At 60.6% G+C, this 16,505-nt stretch carries 19 protein-coding genes and 1 tRNA gene; 6 read left to right on the forward strand and 14 right to left on the reverse strand.

Annotated features, from left to right (window positions below; genetic code table 11):
• Positions 1 to 150: 150 nt before the first annotated feature.
• The 13 genes from JNA92_RS07800 to JNA92_RS07860 form a co-directional block, all read right to left on the reverse strand.
• Positions 151 to 348: a hypothetical protein gene (locus JNA92_RS07800; RefSeq protein ID WP_241804165.1), complete on the reverse strand. Its 198-nt coding sequence runs from the start codon at positions 346 to 348 to the stop codon at positions 151 to 153.
• Between the two features lie 130 nt (positions 349 to 478).
• Positions 479 to 1,639, reverse strand: coding sequence for a phage major capsid protein (locus JNA92_RS07805; protein ID WP_241804166.1), 1,161 nt, complete (start codon positions 1,637 to 1,639; stop codon positions 479 to 481).
• 81 nt (positions 1,640 to 1,720) lie between these two features.
• Positions 1,721 to 1,951, reverse strand: a complete 231-nt coding sequence (locus JNA92_RS07810) for a helix-turn-helix domain-containing protein (RefSeq protein WP_081874717.1) — start codon at positions 1,949 to 1,951, stop codon at positions 1,721 to 1,723.
• A gap of 3 nt (positions 1,952 to 1,954) precedes the next feature.
• Positions 1,955 to 3,250 carry a tyrosine-type recombinase/integrase gene (locus JNA92_RS07815; RefSeq protein ID WP_241804167.1) on the reverse strand — a complete coding sequence of 432 codons (1,296 nt, stop codon included), beginning with the start codon at positions 3,248 to 3,250 and terminating at the stop codon, positions 1,955 to 1,957.
• Positions 3,251 to 3,500: 250 nt separating this feature from the next.
• On the reverse strand, positions 3,501 to 3,794 hold the full coding sequence (locus JNA92_RS07820) for a hypothetical protein (RefSeq protein WP_241804168.1): 294 nt from the start codon (positions 3,792 to 3,794) through the stop codon (positions 3,501 to 3,503).
• Positions 3,794 to 5,065: an AAA family ATPase gene (locus JNA92_RS07825; protein WP_182139107.1), complete on the reverse strand. Its 1,272-nt coding sequence runs from the start codon at positions 5,063 to 5,065 to the stop codon at positions 3,794 to 3,796. Before JNA92_RS07825 ends, JNA92_RS07820 begins: the two co-directional genes overlap by 1 nt.
• Complete coding sequence (locus tag JNA92_RS07830; RefSeq protein ID WP_241804169.1) at positions 5,062 to 5,469, reverse strand: virulence-associated protein E; 408 nt, start codon at positions 5,467 to 5,469, stop codon at positions 5,062 to 5,064. Before JNA92_RS07830 ends, JNA92_RS07825 begins: the two co-directional genes overlap by 4 nt.
• Before the next feature lie 2 nt (positions 5,470 to 5,471).
• On the reverse strand, positions 5,472 to 5,774 hold the full coding sequence (locus JNA92_RS07835) for a hypothetical protein (protein ID WP_241804170.1): 303 nt from the start codon (positions 5,772 to 5,774) through the stop codon (positions 5,472 to 5,474).
• The gene (locus JNA92_RS07840) at positions 5,771 to 6,046 is read right to left on the reverse strand and encodes a hypothetical protein (protein WP_241804171.1); all 276 of its coding nucleotides are present in this window, start codon (positions 6,044 to 6,046) and stop codon (positions 5,771 to 5,773) included. Before JNA92_RS07840 ends, JNA92_RS07835 begins: the two co-directional genes overlap by 4 nt.
• 541 nt (positions 6,047 to 6,587) lie before the next feature.
• On the reverse strand, positions 6,588 to 6,812 hold the full coding sequence (locus tag JNA92_RS07845; protein ID WP_182139103.1) for a helix-turn-helix transcriptional regulator: 225 nt from the start codon (positions 6,810 to 6,812) through the stop codon (positions 6,588 to 6,590).
• A 131-nt stretch (positions 6,813 to 6,943) separates the two neighbouring features.
• Positions 6,944 to 7,909 (reverse strand): DUF6387 family protein, encoded by a 966-nt coding sequence (locus tag JNA92_RS07850; protein WP_241804172.1) that lies wholly within the window; start codon positions 7,907 to 7,909, stop codon positions 6,944 to 6,946.
• A 21-nt stretch (positions 7,910 to 7,930) separates the two neighbouring features.
• A complete protein-coding gene (locus JNA92_RS07855; RefSeq protein ID WP_241804173.1) occupies positions 7,931 to 9,139 on the reverse strand; it encodes a tyrosine-type recombinase/integrase in 1,209 nt (402 codons plus the stop codon).
• A 207-nt stretch (positions 9,140 to 9,346) separates the two neighbouring features.
• Positions 9,347 to 9,431, reverse strand: a tRNA-Leu gene (locus JNA92_RS07860).
• Positions 9,432 to 9,539: 108 nt separating this feature from the next.
• On the opposite strand from JNA92_RS07860, the gene queA reads away from it, so the two are divergent.
• The 6 genes from queA (at position 9,540) to JNA92_RS07890 (ending at position 15,610) form a co-directional block, all read left to right on the forward strand.
• Positions 9,540 to 10,589 carry a tRNA preQ1(34) S-adenosylmethionine ribosyltransferase-isomerase QueA gene (queA, locus tag JNA92_RS07865; protein ID WP_241804174.1) on the forward strand — a complete coding sequence of 350 codons (1,050 nt, stop codon included), beginning with the start codon at positions 9,540 to 9,542 and terminating at the stop codon, positions 10,587 to 10,589.
• Between the two features lie 14 nt (positions 10,590 to 10,603).
• Positions 10,604 to 11,719 (forward strand): tRNA guanosine(34) transglycosylase Tgt, encoded by a 1,116-nt coding sequence (tgt, locus tag JNA92_RS07870; RefSeq protein ID WP_241804434.1) that lies wholly within the window; start codon positions 10,604 to 10,606, stop codon positions 11,717 to 11,719.
• A gap of 44 nt (positions 11,720 to 11,763) precedes the next feature.
• Entirely contained in the window at positions 11,764 to 12,099 is a 336-nt protein-coding gene (gene yajC / locus JNA92_RS07875) for a preprotein translocase subunit YajC (protein ID WP_008092587.1), read from the forward strand.
• Positions 12,100 to 12,161: 62 nt separating this feature from the next.
• Positions 12,162 to 14,024 carry a protein translocase subunit SecD gene (secD, locus tag JNA92_RS07880; protein ID WP_241804175.1) on the forward strand — a complete coding sequence of 621 codons (1,863 nt, stop codon included), beginning with the start codon at positions 12,162 to 12,164 and terminating at the stop codon, positions 14,022 to 14,024.
• Positions 14,025 to 14,034: 10 nt separating this feature from the next.
• Positions 14,035 to 14,943, forward strand: a complete 909-nt coding sequence (secF, locus tag JNA92_RS07885; protein ID WP_241804176.1) for a protein translocase subunit SecF — start codon at positions 14,035 to 14,037, stop codon at positions 14,941 to 14,943.
• A 121-nt stretch (positions 14,944 to 15,064) separates the two neighbouring features.
• Positions 15,065 to 15,610, forward strand: a complete 546-nt coding sequence (locus tag JNA92_RS07890) for a glycine zipper 2TM domain-containing protein (RefSeq protein WP_241804177.1) — start codon at positions 15,065 to 15,067, stop codon at positions 15,608 to 15,610.
• A 57-nt stretch (positions 15,611 to 15,667) separates the two neighbouring features.
• On the opposite strand, the gene suhB is transcribed toward JNA92_RS07890, so the two are convergent.
• Positions 15,668 to 16,486: an inositol monophosphatase family protein gene (gene suhB / locus JNA92_RS07895; RefSeq protein WP_241804178.1), complete on the reverse strand. Its 819-nt coding sequence runs from the start codon at positions 16,484 to 16,486 to the stop codon at positions 15,668 to 15,670.
• Between the last annotated feature and the right edge of the window lie 19 nt (positions 16,487 to 16,505).

Genomic DNA, 16,505 nt, shown 5'->3' on the forward strand with positions numbered 1-16,505 from the left:
CGCTATGTACGTGGCTTTCAGCCTCATGCATGTTCGGCATGGTGTTAACGTCGGATTAACATTTTTTGTTAAAGGGGGAAAAAATCTGTACGTGGGGTCGATAGCGGTCTAGGTCAGCGGACCTTCCAAACTTTCGACCCGCCCCCCCCCTCAGTAGGTCGGCGCGGTGTACGGCGGCGCCGACCGGATCTGCTCCAGCGCTTCTGCTGCGCTCAGGCCGCTGGCCAACAGTCGATCGATCTCTTTGCTCAACCGCTCACGCTCCTCCATCTGGCGCAACAGGGCGCGGCTGTGGGCGATCTGGTTAAGGGCTCGTTGAACTGGCTTGGGTAGATGGGTATGGCTCATGGTCTTCTCCGTTGTGAATGAAAAGGCCCGCGGGTGCGGGCCAGTGCCGGATCACCCCAGAAAGGAAAGAAGGGCTCCGACTGCTGCGGTTAGGGGCTACGTGGCACTCACAGCTAACCCACGCTTGCGCTTACGGAGTCGGCGCACCGGTCAGCGTCACCAGGCGGGTGGCCGTAGGAGCGAACACCGCCAGGCCGGCGCGCAGCTCGGCCAGAATGGTCACCAGGTTGCGGCGGAAGTTGTCACCGTCGTGGCGGCTGGCCTCGACAGTTACCTGCTGGCGGTCCAACAGCGCGGCGGTGGTGGTGTCGAGGATCAGCGCTTTGCCCTGCGGCATGCCATTGGTGACGACAACTGGTGTACCCCACAGGCTGGGCGGCGCGGGATCGCGTGGCGTGCCGATCACATACTGGCCATCACCATCCTCGGCTCGCTCGCTCTCGATTGCGAACCAGTCACGCGGGTTCATCACGATAACGTTCGGATTCCAGCCTTCGGCCTTGAGGTCAGTGAGCGCGGCGCCGATGCGGTCAACTGGCTGGCCGGTGGTGATCCCTGCGTCGGTGGCCTGGGCGTTGAAGCCGAGGATCTCGCCATCGCCGCCAGCGCCGGTAATCAGTTCAGCCTCCAGCTTCTGACGCACACCCACGCCCAGCAGCAGATCCAATTGGCCACTGAGCTGATCGTTGTCCTGCAGCACCTGCAGGCTTGCTGGAATCCAGGTGGCGATGGTGGCGATCTCAGCGCGCACGGGTTTACCCGCTACTTCACCCTCGGCCTTCTCGTCGCCTTCTTTCTTCTGGTAGGCCGCACCGTTCAGGTAACCATCGAGACGTACGAATTCGTAGGTGGCGCTGGTCACAGGGATGACTGGCAGAACGTCGAGCAAGGTGAGGCGCGGCTGGGGAATGCCACGGATGCCAGCACCGTCACGCTGTGGTGCGGTTGGATAGCTAGTGGAATCGGCACCGCCTTTGTTCGGGTTGGTGATCGCCGCGCGGATGCCCACCTCGCAATTGATTTGGCCGGTGGATTTCTGGCGGCCATTGCGCATTTCGCCCACGCCATCTGCTTCAAGAACGCTAGCGGTGACGACGTTGCGATCAGTGACGCCACCAGGGCCCGCGCTGCCGTGGCGACCAGAAGCGAGCTTCTGCTCAGTTTCGAGCAAACGGGCGCTGAGCTCGGCCTGTTTGGTGTTGAAGCCGTCTTTGAACTCGGTGATCTGCGCACCGATCTTGGTGATGGCTTGATTCAGCTGGGTCATGTCCTGCTGATAGGGATCTGGCATGGGGTTCTCCGGGGTGTGTAAACGATGCCGTCTACCCTATGCGCGCACGCACACCCCGGTCAGCGGTTAACTTCGACGCCCTCAGTCGGTATCCGTCGCAAAGCGCACTATGTCGGCTATTTTGTAGAACCTACGGTTGCCCCGGCGCACGAACGGCAGGGGTGAACGCCCCTCAGCAGCCAGGCGGCGCAAGTAGCTGGGTGCATAACCCAGCAGGTCCGCCGTGGCTGGCTCGGGCACCAGGCCACCAATCAGCGGCGTGATGCCGGCCTGGGCTAGCCGCTCGGTAACGTCCTGTTCAACGTCCACCATGATTTACATGCTCCTCTGTGATGCATCCGGGATTTCGCTAGAGGCCGCGTGGTCTGTGGCCTGTGTCGGATTTTGTGAAATTGCGTATCTCGGGTATGTCTCGCCTGTGAGTGCGCTCAACCCGAGCCCGTCTAAATGGTCGTGCCAGCGCTCCAGGGCTTGACGCTTGAGGGCTTCGGCGGTGGTGTGGATGTAGGTCGCGTCCATGTTGCGCAGGGCGTGGTTCACCAGCATCTCGCCCACCAGGTAATCCACGCCCAGGTCCATCCAGCAGGTGCGGGCGACCTTGCGCACGTCGTGGCTGGTCCACTGGCGGTCGCTCAGTTCGGCAAACACCTGGCTGGCTGCCGTGGCGCTTAATGGTCCGCGCCGATTGGCTGGGAACAGGTAGGCGCCGTGGTAGCCCAACGCGGCCTGCTGGGCCTGATAGCGACTCAACAGTGCGCACGCCTGGCGGGTCAGCGGCAGGGTGTGGTTCTGCTTGGTCTTGGTGTCGTCAGCGGGGATGAACCACTGGCCGGCCTGCAGATCGACATTGCGCCACAGTGCGCTGCGCGTCTCGCCCAGGCGGGTACCGTGGCACAGCATCATCAGCGCCAGCATGGCTTCACCGGGGCGCGTCTCGTTCCAGTCCCAAGTGGCCAGCTTGGCCAGCAGATCGGGCAAGTCTCGCTCCCGCAGCCGTGACGACTTCGGCTTGATCCGCACTCCGACGAAGTCCCCGAAGCGCAGCGAGCCCATGGGGTTCTGCTCGATCATCCCGAGCCGGTGTGCCTTGCGCATGGCCACCGCCAGCACGTTGAACACCAGGCGCACGAATGACAGGGCATAGCGCTCTTGTAGTGGCCACATCAGGCGTTGGTCGAGCGTGGACTTGCTGACCTCGGCCAGCAGCAGGTCATGCAGCCGTGGCGCCAGGTGGCAGGTGATGGCCGACTTCGCCCCGACCTTGCGCTTGGCCGATAGGTTGCGGTCGCGCAGCATGCGATCCAGGTACCAGTCCAGCAGCTCACCGGTACGGCTCCAGGTGCTGGTCAGCGAGGTGGCCTCGGCGTCTGCGGCGCGGCGCCCCAGGATGGCCGGCAGCGCGGTCAGCATTGCCTTGGTAGTCAAGCTGGGGAAGTCGCCGGCCTTGCCCCATTTCCCCCTGATAACAACGTGCCAGGCACCCCGGGCACGGTCGACAGTGGAATAGCGGAATCGCAGCTCGGGGTAACGCGGGTCACGCAATTGGCGCACCGGCTGGCCGGCCTGCTTGCGAATCTCGGCGTCGGTGAAGGTGATGTGTTTGGTGGTCATGCTTGCTCCTCAAACCGAGGGGGGTGTTGCACCGAACGGGGCCAGATGATCCGAATCAGACCAAATGAGCCGATTCGGATCAGGGCGCCACCGTGTAGAAAGCAACACACCGTGGCGTTTCCTACACAGTGGCGAACGTCGTCGGGCCATCCGATAAGGTGGGGAAATCCCGTGTTTCGCCAAAGCGGGAGTTCACGCCCACCTCGCCGAGCGCTCGCCGATTGCTCGTTTAGATGTCCTCTGGGCATCGTCACGGGCCCACCCCCGCACCTGGCCAGCGAACACGAACATCCGCCAAGGCCTCGTCGCGGGTGATCGGCTCGCTGATCATCGTGAACGGCCGGCACCCCGGTACCAGCACCGTCCAGTTGCAGCGGCGCTCCAGGCCGTCGTTCGCAGCCAGTTCTGCCAGCAGCGCCAGCCGGTTAGCTTTGACGTATTTGCGCACATCGTCGGTCAGCTTCGAGGCGGGGGAGATCCGCACCCGCATACCTTGCTTCTTTGCGGAAAATCCACGTTCCAGCAGGTAGTCGAGCGCGGCCATCACAGGTCCTCCGCGTCATCATCCAGCGATGAAAACGACGCGCCACCCGGCAGCGGTTCTTTATGCTGATCCTCCCACTCGTGCCCATTTTCGTTACTCGTGCCCACTCCGGGGGATGGGCACGAGTGGGATTCTGAGGGCACGAGTGGTTGAAAGGGCGCGAATGAGCCACCCACTTGGGGTAATGACCAGAAGGACTTCACATCCTTTTTGTTGCCGGTTCTGGCAGTGACAACAGACAGCTTTTCCCTGGCCCGGCGAATCTGCTTTTCGGTGTAGCCATTACGCCTCATCAGGGCCTTTGCTTCATTACTTTCGAGGGGGTTGTCCTTTAAGATCCGATACAGACAGTCGCTGGGATCATCCAGGTCTTGTGCCTCCTCATCACTGGATGCCTCCGCTTCTCCCAGGATCTCCCGGGCGCTACCTTCGATGGCTGCGCCCCACACCACGCGAGTGGCTTCGATCCCATCTCCGATGTCGCATGGCTCGACGGTATAGGAGACACCTCCCTCGTCAGCGCCGATGTTCGACTTCGCTCGCGCCAGCACACGTTGGTCGGAGTCTTCCTGCTTGGCGGCTACCAGTACCGTGCGCGCCAGCGCCGAGAACGCTTGCGAGCCAATGACTCGATCAGCAGGCGACGAGCCAGCGCCACCCTTGGCGAAGTGGGAAATTCCCACCACGGCGCAAAGGTTCTGTTCGGCGAAGTCCACTACGCCTTGCAGCGCCCGGCGCACGTCATTGGCCTTGTGCATGTCGCCCTTCACTGCGCTGACGATGGGGTCGAGCATCAGAAGCGACACACCGCCAATCTCGCTGGCCGTCTCACGCAAACGGACAATGTCGTTGGCTGGGTCGAATGGATCGGCGTCGCCTCTGGCGTTGGTGAGCCCCTGGATGATGTAGACCCGGCTCATGTCAGCGCCCGCAGCGGTTAAGCGGGGGATCAGCGTATCGGCTGGATCATCCTCACTCGACCAGATGAGTGCATTACCCGGCTCGCTACAGCGGCTGCCATCGGGCCAGCGTCCACCAGTGGTGATGGTGGCGATCAGACCGATCAGCAGCGTGGTCTTCCCGGTACCGCCAGCGCCAGCGAGAATGTGCAGCTTTCCTTTGGCCAGCCAGCCAGGCCACAGCCAGCGGATGGGAACGGCCTTGATTGTCGACGCCTTAACCGCATTGACGCGCCATAGGGGGGTTACGTTTTCACGATTGATGGGGCTAAGAGGCTCGGTCCATTCTTGTGCAAAGCGATCTGTAGTCATTTGACCCCCAGGCGCTGCTTGGCGAGGTTGAAGCGCACCAGGTCGTCATCTGCCAAGCTCCCTTGCTGCTGGAGTGATTGGCCGATCCGAAACACCATGCGCTCATGTTCAACTGCAGCCTTACTTGGCCCGCGTCGTGGTTGCTTGTCGCCGGGGAACAAGTCCCGCAACTCCAGACCAATTGCTGAGACAATCTCTTTAGTTGTGCAGCCGGCCCAGCACTTGAGCAAGAGGACGCCATCCGAAGTTTCACTAATCGCCAAGCTCGGTTTTTTGTCATCGTGTGCAGGGCAGCAGGCTTTCCACTTATCGGCGCCAGCGGACTTAACTTTGTCTAATCGGTTGAGCAATTTATCCAGGCAAGCCGATCCCGTCGGCGCAAATGCACCGTTTTGAATTTTCATGATCATGCCCTCGGGAGTTTGGCTTGCAGGTGGTACTCGGCAGCTGCTTGTGTATCGACTAAGTTGCTGATGAGAGTACCCATGCTTTCAAGCATCCAGCCGACGCTAGCCACAGCGTGATCGCTCAAACCGGTTTCGCCATTCGAAGCAGTACACGCAAGCAAATTGCCTATGCCAGATATGCCGTGCGCCAGTGTGCAGGCGTATTCCTTCGTTGAGTCGGCAGTTTTCCGAAGCTCATCGACCGACATTTCTTTGATTGCTTCATGCTTGGGAAGAAGGCCGTTCCAATTGATCAAGCTCATTGGGCACCCCCGGATTTGATCTCCCCATGTGAGGCGCCTAGGTGACGGTGCTTCCAAAGGAAGTTACCGCTGAAGAAGATGATCTGTCCCAGATGCCGCGCAATGTCACACATTGGCCCTTCCTCATGGCTTGAGCACATCGGATAGAGCAGCGCGTAGAGCTTGTGGAACTCGTCTCGAGCGAAGTTCATCGAGCACATGTCGCGGGCATCGATCAATGCCTCTGGCAGAACTTCGCCTTCAAGGGGCGAGATACTTGGGAAGCAGTTCATTGCACACCCCCTTGGGCTTCGAGGGCGCGAGCTTGGTCCATGTGGTGGTTGTAGCGCTTCAAGCGGACGGACAAGGATGAGTTTGCGCGGAGAGCGCAGAGGGCCATCTTGCGGTGGGCAAGGGCGCGGATTTTGGACGGAATGAGGGTGGTCATCGGTTCAGCTCCTAACGTTGAGGAACTGCCACGGATCGTCGCCAAACGATTTAGGGTGGCAGCTGTGCGCAGGTTGGCGAACCGGGACGTTAGGCACCCGGCAGACCCGAAGGTCTCCCGCGCACAGCCGCCATAAACAGGATGTGCGGGCACAAAAAAAGCGCCTGCAATCATCAAGGGGGCGCTTGTGCGCCTAACAGTAATCGGGTCGCCAAACCCGGTCGCTGAATTTGCAGCGACTCGTGGACGATACAGCGAGTGCTGAATGGGTGCAAGTCCTACTCGTGCCCATTTTTTCCACTCGTGCCCATCCCTGTGCATGGGCACGAGTGAGAAATATGGGCACGAGTAAGGAGAAAGGGCATCAGTGGAGGCAGGGCGGGTCATCACGCCACCTCGCCACGGCTGGCTGCGATCTGCTCATCACACCAGGTGTGAATCTCGGCCTCGATCCACACGACGCACTTCGGGCCGAGCGTGACTTGCTTGGGGAAAGCGCCAGCCGCGATACGGCGGTAAATCTCGGTGCAGGACAGGCCGGTGATCGACTCTACGTCCTGGCGCTTGATGAAGCGGCGAGCGGGTGGGGTGATGTTGGTAGGGATAGCCATCGTCTGCGCCTCCTTGGGCGTGGTTGGATGGCTATGGATTTAATAGGTAACCAAACTAGTTTTCGATCCAAATTCCTACCATAAAAATGTTCCGGAATTTACTGGGAGTGAATTTATTCCGGATGTTTTGGTTAGCCAAAATCTTCCGCAGCAAAAGGCTTCAAGCCATCTATCAAGGTGCTTAGGTCTGAGGCTAGTGGTTTCACGGTTTTTCGCAGACGGTCTTCGCCGAACGTATCAGCGGAGATTGCATTTGCCATCACCCGGTCCGGGATGTGGTTGTCAGTCTCCAAAGACCACAAGTAAAGGTCTAGGTAAGGCAACAAACCGTAATCACCCCACCAGTCAAATGCTGGTTTTTTTGGGGTGCCTGCACCTTTCGGGGAATTGGTTCTTTCTGATTTCAGCCACTCTTTGAATGATTTGAGAATGGCAGCGTCCGGTGCGTTAAGGTCAACGGTGATTGCTGGGCTATGCCACTTCTCGTTAATTTTCCTATCGATTTTTATCTCGACATGTGGCGTGCGTGAGAAAAGATCGTATTTGTCTTCCCTGGACAGTAGCTCCGTCAATGTGAGGCTTTGACTTTCCTCGTCTGACTCTAAGTCGATCTCGTTTTCTGGATATGCAGACAGTTCCTCATTTTCAAGGTAATCCCATAGGGTTAGGCTTGAACTGTCCGCTTCTCCATCTTCAACCGAAAATTGATCAGATATTTTTTGGCGCAGCATGTCGTAAAGCGTGAGCGGCTTTATGGCTCGTTGATCAGCAAGGTCGTCATTGGAAATAGAGCGGCGTGCTGCATCCCAATAGAAGTTTCCAGGCAGGTAGCAATTGATGGGGTTGTCGCGAACTTGATTGAGAACGTCCACCATGTCGAGAATGTACATAGCTTCCGTAGAGCCTGATTTTCTCAGCTCTCGAAGCTTTGGTATAACCGCTGAATAATCAAGTTTGAGCATGGGCAGCATTGGGAGCATGGTTGCTCGTAACTGAATGTGAAACAACCAGTCTTTCGCCGAAAACTCAGATGTCGCCTTGTAGTTGTTCAAGTCGAACCAGGTCGGTAAATCTTTTACGTTGTCAATCTTAGCCATGTCTGATGCCTTGTCTGAAGGTTAGGCTGATCGGCCTATGCAGATAACGTTTCCATTCGCGCACAGTGCGTCGATCGCGTCAGCCCATGCCTGCATCATCACGCGGCGTTGATCTAGGTAGTGTGCATGGTTGTAGGTGTCGCGGATCGAGTCTTGATCGCCATGGGCCAGTTGCCGCTCGATCCAGTCGCGGTTGTAGCCTCGGGTGTTCAGGCTGGTACTCAGCAGATGGCGGAAACCGTGGCCAGTCTGGCGCCCCTCGTAACCCATCGAGGAAAGTGCCTTGTTCACCGTGTTCTCGCTCATTGGCCTGGCGCGGTTGTTGCGCCCAGGGAAGGCGAGGGGGTAGGTGCCGGTCAGTTCATGCAGGGCACGCAGCAGGACCACGGCCTGGCGTGGGAGCGGGACGATGTGAGGGCGTCGTGCCTTCATTCGCGCTGCTGGGATAGTCCAGGTCGCTGACTCCAGGTCGAACTCGTCCCAGGGCGCCAGCCGCAGCTCACCGGGTCGCACTGCTGTCAGCAGTAACAGGCGAATGGCGATCTTGCTGGTGATATCACACTGGGCCGCGTCCAGTTTCTCCAGCAGCTCGGGCAGTTCGCCTTCTGATACGTGCGGATGGTGGCGAGTGCGCGGGGCGTGCGCGGCTACCACGTCCAGATCGGTGGCGGGGTTGCCGGGTACCACGCCCTTGGCCAAGCCGAAACGGAATATCTGGCTCAGCCACTGGCGAACCTTGCGGGCGACGTTGAATGCCTCGCGCCGCTCGATCTTGCGCACCAGGTCAACCAGCTCAGGGCGTTGCACTTCGGCAGCGGGCCGTTTGCCAATCACCGGGAATATGTCCGACTCCAGATACTGCTTCGCCTTCGATGCGGTGGCTGGCGCCCATCGTGGCTGGTTGTAGTCGTACCATTCCCGCGCTAGCACTTCGAGCGTCAGGACCTGGGCGGCGGCAGCGGCCTTTTCCTGCTGTTTATGTGCACTTGGGTCTATGTCCTGTGCCAGCAACTTTCGCGCAGCATCCCGGCGCTCGCGGGCTTGGGCAAGTGTGACGGCGGGGTAGGCGCCCAGGCCCAGCATCTTGGCCTTGCCCTCGAAACGGTAGCGAAGGCGCCAGAGCTTCCCGCCAGCGGTCGTCACCTCAAGGCAAAGGCCCTGCGCGTCAGCGAGGCGATAGAGCTTGTCGCGGGGTTTGGCGGTGCGGATGGCGGTATCTGTGAGCGCCACGGCTATTCCCTTGCAGTGCCGAACCGCGCCGGATTGCGGTCGGTGTGTGAGTAGGATTTTGGACCGAACTCGTCCTACTCACAAATCTACTCACATACTTTGGGGCTTACAAGGGAATCACTGGGAACAATAGGCACAAAAAAACCGGCTCAGTGGCCGGTTTCTCTGGTGTTCCGGGTCTGGTAGGGACCGCTTGGAACTATGTGATGGTGCCCCGAGGGAGACTCGAACTCCCACTCCTTTCGAAAACGGATTTTGAATCCGCCGCGTCTACCAATTCCGCCATCAGGGCGTGTGGCGCGCAGTATAGAGAGCTACCTCTGGTCGGTCAATCGGCTTTCATGGTCAATTTTCACACATTGGGCTAAACTTCCCGGCCCTGCCGAACCCGAACATCATCATGCGTGTCGCCGATTTTTCCTTCGAACTCCCCGATTCCCTGATCGCCCGCCACCCGCTGGCCGAGCGCCATGGCAGCCGACTGCTGGTCCTCGATGGGCCGAGCGGGGCGCTGGCGCACAAACAATTCACCGATCTGCTCGACTACCTGCGCCCCGGCGACCTGATGGTGTTCAACAACACCCGGGTCATCCCGGCGCGGCTGTTTGGCCAGAAAGCCTCCGGCGGCAAGCTGGAAATGCTGGTCGAGCGGGTACTGGACAGCCACCGCGTGCTCGCCCATGTGCGCGCCAGCAAGGCCCCCAAAGAAGGGGCGGTGATCCTCATCGACGGCGGTGGCGAGGCCGAGATGGTTGCCCGCCACGACACGCTGTTCGAACTGCGCTTCACCGAAGAGGTGCTGCCGTTGCTCGAACGTGTCGGGCACATGCCGCTGCCGCCTTACATCGACCGCCCGGACGAGGGCGCCGACCGTGAGCGCTACCAGACCGTGTACGCCGAACGCGCTGGTGCCGTCGCCGCACCGACCGCGGGCCTGCACTTCGACGAAGCGCTGCTGGACAAGATCGCCGCCATGGGCGTGGAGCGTGCCTTCGTCACCCTGCATGTCGGCGCGGGCACCTTCCAGCCGGTGCGGGTCGACAAGATCGAAGACCACCACATGCATAAAGAGTGGCTCGAAGTGAGCCAGGATGTGGTCGATGCCATCGAGGCCTGCCGGGCCCGGGGTGGCCGTGTGGTCGCGGTCGGCACCACCAGCGTGCGCTCGCTGGAAAGCGCTGCGCGCGATGGCGTGCTCAAGGCCTTCAGCGGCGATACCGATATTTTCATCTACCCAGGCCGGCCGTTCCATGTGGTCGATGCCTTGGTCACCAACTTCCACCTGCCGGAGTCCACGCTGCTGATGCTGGTCTCGGCATTCGCCGGTTACCCCGAGACCATGGCTGCCTACACGGCGGCGGTCGAGCAGGGGTACCGCTTCTTCAGTTACGGTGATGCCATGTTCATCACCCGCAATCCGGCGCCACGCGGCCCAGAGGATCAAGCATGAGTCGCACCTGTCGAATGTCCTTCGAACTGCTGGCCACCGACGGCAAGGCCCGTCGTGGCCGCCTGACGTTCCCCCGTGGCACGGTCGAGACCCCGGCGTTCATGCCGGTGGGCACCTATGGCACGGTCAAGGGCATGCTGCCACGTGACATCGAGGCCATTGGGGCCGAGATCATCCTCGGCAACACCTTCCACCTGTGGCTGCGCCCGGGCACCGAGGTGATCAAGAAGCACAACGGCCTGCACGATTTCATGCAGTGGAAAGGCCCGATCCTGACCGATTCGGGTGGTTTCCAGGTGTTCAGCCTGGGCGCCATGCGCAAGATCAAGGAGGAGGGCGTGACCTTCGCCTCCCCAGTGGACGGCTCCAAGGTGTTCATGGGCCCTGAAGAGTCCATGCAGGTGCAGCGCGACCTGGGTTCGGACATCGTGATGATCTTCGACGAGTGCACACCGTACCCTGCAGAGCACGATGTGGCGCGCACCTCCATGGAGCTGTCGCTGCGTTGGGCGCAACGCTCGAAGAACGCCCACGGGGACAACACCGCGGCGCTGTTCGGCATCGTTCAGGGCGGCATGTACCAGGACTTGCGCATGCGCTCGCTGGAAGCGCTGGTCAATATCGACTTCGACGGCCTGGCCATCGGTGGTCTGTCGGTGGGCGAGCCCAAGCACGAAATGATCAAGGTGCTGGATTACCTGCCGGATCAGATGCCTGCTGACAAACCTCGTTACCTTATGGGGGTAGGCAAACCTGAAGATCTCGTTGAGGGTGTGCGCCGCGGCGTCGACATGTTCGACTGCGTGATGCCGACGCGTAATGCGCGCAACGGCCATCTGTTCGTCGATACAGGGGTGATCAAGATCCGCAACGCGTTCCATCGCCACGATGATTCGCCGCTGGATCCGACCTGTGATTGCTACACCTGCACAAACTTCTCCCGCGCCTATCTCCATCATCTGGACAAGTGCGGCGAAATGTTGAGCAGCATGCTGAATACCATCCACAACTTGCGCCATTACCAGCGCTTGATGGCCGGTTTACGCGAGGCTATTCAACAGGGTAAATTGGCCGCCTTCGTCGACGCCTTCTATGCCAAGCGCGGGCTACCTGTGCCGCCTTTGGACTGATTGTTCGCACCATCTAATTAAAACTTACGCAACTGGAGTGCCCAATGAGCTTCTTGATCCCCGCCGCCTATGCGGACGCTGCTGCACCCGCCGCTGGCCCAGCCGGCACCGGCTTCGAGTGGATTTTCCTGGTCGGTTTCCTGGTCATCTTCTACCTGATGATCTGGCGCCCGCAGGCCAAGCGTGCCAAAGAGCAGAAGAACCTGCTGAGCAACTTGCAAAAAGGTGATGAAGTTGTCACCAACGGCGGCATCGCTGGCAAGATCGTCAAGGTTTCCGATGATTTCGTGGTGCTGGAAGTGTCCGACACGGTCGAGCTGAAGTTCCAGAAGGGCGCCATTGCCGCGACCCTGCCAAAAGGTACGCTCAAGGCTATCTGAGTTACCGGTTTTTTTTCCAGTCGGGGCGCGCAACGCGCCCCGCGTCTTGAACGGGCGGCGTGATGCTGAACAAATACCCTCTGTGGAAATACGCACTGATCGTGATGGTACTGGCGATCGGTTTTATTTATTCCGCTCCCAACCTCTACCCGGATGACCCGGCGGTGCAGATCAGCGGTGCCAGCTCGGCGCTGCAGGTCAACCAGGCCGACCTCGACCGCGTCAGCAAGGCGCTGACCGAAGCCGGTATCACCGTCAAAGGTGCGAGCCTGGGTGAGAAGGGCAGCGCGCTGGTGCGCCTGAGCAACCAGGAAGACCAGTTGCCAGCCAAGGATGTAGTGCGCAAGGCGCTGGGCGATGATTATGTCGTGGCCCTGAACCTGGCCCAAACCACTCCGCAATGGCTGCGTAACCTGGGTGCAAGCCCGATGAAGCTGGGCCTGGACCTGTCCGGTGGTGTGCACTTCCTGCTGGAAGTGGACATGGACAAGGCCATGAGCGCCCGCCTGAAAGTCTACGAAGGCGAGGTCAAGACCTTGCTGCGCAAAGAGCGCGTCCGCTACCGCAGCCTGCCTCAGCAGGATGGCGGCATCATGCTGGGCTTCGCCGACGATGCAACCCGCGAACAGGCACGTGCCCTGATCCGCAAGAATTTCAGTGATTTCGACCTGACCACCAGCGAACGTAATGAAACCGCTGTGCTGCGTCTGGCGCTGACTCAGGCGAAAGTCGCCGAGATCCGCGAGTACTCGATCAAGCAGAACCTCACCACCGTGCGCAACCGCGTCAACGAGCTGGGCGTCGCCGAGCCGCTGGTTCAGCGCCAGGGCGCCAACCGCATCGTGGTCGAACTGCCAGGTGTGCAGGACACTGCCGAAGCCAAGCGTATCCTCGGCAAGACCGCCAACCTGGAGTTCCGCTTCGGCGCCGAGCCGGGTGCGTCCAGGGCCACTACCGAGGTCTTCGAGTTCCGTGAGGGCGGCCGCTCCGCTCAGGTCGAGCGTGGCCTGATCATCACCGGTGACCAGGTTACCGACGCCCAGGCCAGCTTCGACGAGCATGGCCGGCCGCAGGTGAACATTCGCCTGGACGGCCACGGTGGCGAGCTGATGAGCCGCGCGACCCGCAGCAATGTCGGGCGCAGCATGGCGGTGATCTTCATCGAGCAGAAGCCGGTGACCCGCTACGTCAAGCAGACTGTCAACGGCGTCGAGAAGGACGTGCCGGTACAGAGCTTCGTGGAAGAGAAGAAGATCATCAGCCTGGCGACCATCCAGTCGCCGCTGGGCAGCCAGTTCCGCATCACCGGCCTGAACGGGCAGGGCGAATCGTCCGAGCTGGCTCTGCTGCTGCGTGCTGGTGGCCTGGCCGCGCCGATGTACTTCGCTGAAGAACGTACCATCGGCCCGAGCCTGGGTGCCGACAACATCACCAAAGGTATCAATGCGTCGCTGTGGGGCATGCTGTTCGTCTCGCTGTTCATCATCGCCATCTACCGCGCGTTCGGCGTGCTGGCGACCATCGCCCTGGCGGGCAACATGGTCTTGCTGCTGGCGTTGATGTCGCTGTTGGGGGCTACCCTGACCTTGCCAGGCATCGCCGGTATCGTGCTGACCATGGGTATGGCCGTCGACGCCAACGTACTGATCTTCTCGCGTATCCGTGAAGAGCTCGCTGCCGGCATGTCGGTGCAGCGCGCGATTCATGAAGGCTTCAACCGCGCGTATTCGGCGATCGTCGATGCCAACCTGACCACCTTGCTGGTCGGCGGCATCCTCTTTGCCATGGGTACCGGCCCGGTCAAGGGCTTTGCGGTCACCATGTCCCTCGGGATTTTCACCTCGATGTTCACCGCCATCATGATGACCCGTGCGCTGGTCAACCTGACCTGTGGCGGGCGTGACATCAAGAAGCTGTGGGTTTGAGGGGGCGACGATGAAAACCATCAATTTCATGGGTGTGCGCAAGGTCGCGTTCGCCATAACCGTGCTCCTTACCGTGCTGGCACTGTTCAGCTGGTGGCAGAAGGGCCTGAACTTCGGCCTGGACTTCACCGGCGGTACGCTGATCGAGCTGACCTACGAGCGCCCGGCCGACCTCAAGGCGGTGCGTGCCGAGCTGGTCGAATCCGGTTTCCACGAGGCTGTGGTGCAGAGCTTCGGCGCTACCACCGACCTGCTGGTGCGTATGCCTGGCGATGATCCGATGCTGGGTAACAAGGTGGCCGAAGCCCTGCAGAAGGTTGGCGGTGACAACCCGGCGACGGTCAAGCGCGTCGAGTTCGTTGGCCCGCAAGTGGGTGAAGAGCTGCGCGACCAGGGTGGCCTCGGCATGCTCCTGGCGCTGGGCGGCATCCTCATCTACCTGGCTTTCCGCTTCCAGTGGAAGTTCGCCGTGGGCGCGATCATTTCGCTGATCCACGACGTGGTGGTGACGCTGGGTATCCTGTCGTTCTTCCAGATCACCTTCGACCTGACGGTACTGGCGGCGGTGCTGGCGATCATTGGTTACTCGCTCAACGACACCATCGTGGTGTTCGACCGGGTGCGTGAGAACTTCCGCGTGATGCGCAAGGCCTCGCTGATCGAGAACATCAATATCTCGACCACGCAAACCTTGCTGCGCACGGTGGCCACTTCCGTTTCGACCCTGCTGGCAATCGCTGCGCTGCTGTTCTTCGGCGGTGACAACCTGTTCGGCTTCTCCCTGGCCCTGTTCATCGGTGTTATGGCGGGTACCTACTCCTCGATCTACATCGCCAACGTGGTGCTGATCTGGCTGAACCTGAACAGCGAAGACCTCATTCCGCCGGCCAAGACCGACGGTGTGGATGACCGCCCCTAAGGCTTAGCCCTACGCCGTTCGGCGATCGAAAAGGCGCGAGTGTTGAACTCGCGCCTTTTTTTTTGCTCCAAGGCTGGGAGCAGGCGGGTTTACCCCGCGGGTATGAATCAGGAGGTTCAATGTGAACAAATCAATGCTGGTGGGTGCGGTACTGGGTGCTGTCGGTGTGACTGCCGGAGGTGCTGTGGCGACCTACAGCTTGGTGAACAAAGGCCCCGAATACGCCCAGGTCACCGACGTGCAGCCGATCAAGCAGCAGGTGAAAACCCCTCGCGAAGTGTGCAAGGACGTGGCCGTGACGCGTCAGGCGCCAGTCAAGGATCAGCATCAGATCGCCGGTACCGTGGTAGGCGCCCTGGCGGGCGGCTTGCTGGGCAATCAGATCGGTGGCGGCACCGGCAAGAAGATCGCCACCGTGGCCGGTGCTGTCGGTGGTGGCTATGCCGGTAACAAGGTGCAGGAGGGCATGCAGCAGCGTGACACCTATACCACCACGCAAACCCGTTGCAACACGGTCAATGATGTCAGTGAGAAGGTCGTTGGGTACACCGTGACCTATTCAATCGATGGCCAGGTGGGCAGGGTGAAGATGGATCGCGAGCCGGGCTCGACCATCCCGCTGGACAAGAACGGCAAGCTGATCCTGAGTGACGCCGGGCAGCAATAAGATTGCAGGCACAAAAAAAGCACCTCGCGGTGCTTTTTTTGTGCCTGCAATCTGCGCTTAGCGCTTCATGTGCTCTGGCAGGTGCGGCTGGATAGCGGTCAGCACGGCCTTGAAGCACTTGATGTTGCCGGCAACGATGTGGCCTTTGTCGAGGAAGTCGTGGCCACCGTTGAAGTCGCTCACCAGGCCGCCCGCTTCCTGGATCAGCAGCACGCCTGCTGCCATGTCCCACTCGGACAGGCCCGACTCCCAGAAGGCGTCGAAGCGGCCAGCCGCCACGTAGGCCAGGTCCAGGCTGGCGGAGCCGGCGCGGCGGATGCCGGCGGTCTGGCCAGTCAGGGCGCGGAACATGCCCAGGTAGTTGTCCATGTCAGCCATCTGGTTGTCACGGAACGGGAAGCCGGTGCCCAGCAGGGCGCCGTCCAGGCTGGTGCGCGAGCTGACGCGCAGGCGGCGGCCATTGAGCTGGGCGCCACGGCCACGGCTGGCGGTGAATTCTTCCTGGCGTACCGGGTCGACGATCACGGCGTGCTCGAGGCGGCCACGGTATTTGCAGGCGATGCTGACGGCGAAGTGCGGGATGCCACGCAGGAAGTTGGTGGTGCCGTCCAGTGGGTCGATGACCCAAAGGTAGTCTTTGCCTTCTTCGCCGGAGCCCGCGTGCAGGCCGGTTTCCTCACCCTGGATGGAGTGGTTCGGATAAGCCTTGCGCAGGGCGTTGACGATGCTCTGCTCGGCGGCGCGATCAACCTCGGAAACGTAGTCCTTAGCCTCTTTCTCGTCCACCTTGATGCTATCCAGGCGTTCGATGGAGCGGAAAATCAGTTCACTGGCGCTGCGAGCGGCGCGCAGGGCGATATTCAGCATAGGCTGCATGGGCGGGTCACCTGGAGAT

This window comes from Pseudomonas putida (assembly GCF_022627325.1).
GTDB lineage: Bacteria > Pseudomonadota > Gammaproteobacteria > Pseudomonadales > Pseudomonadaceae > Aquipseudomonas > Aquipseudomonas putida_X.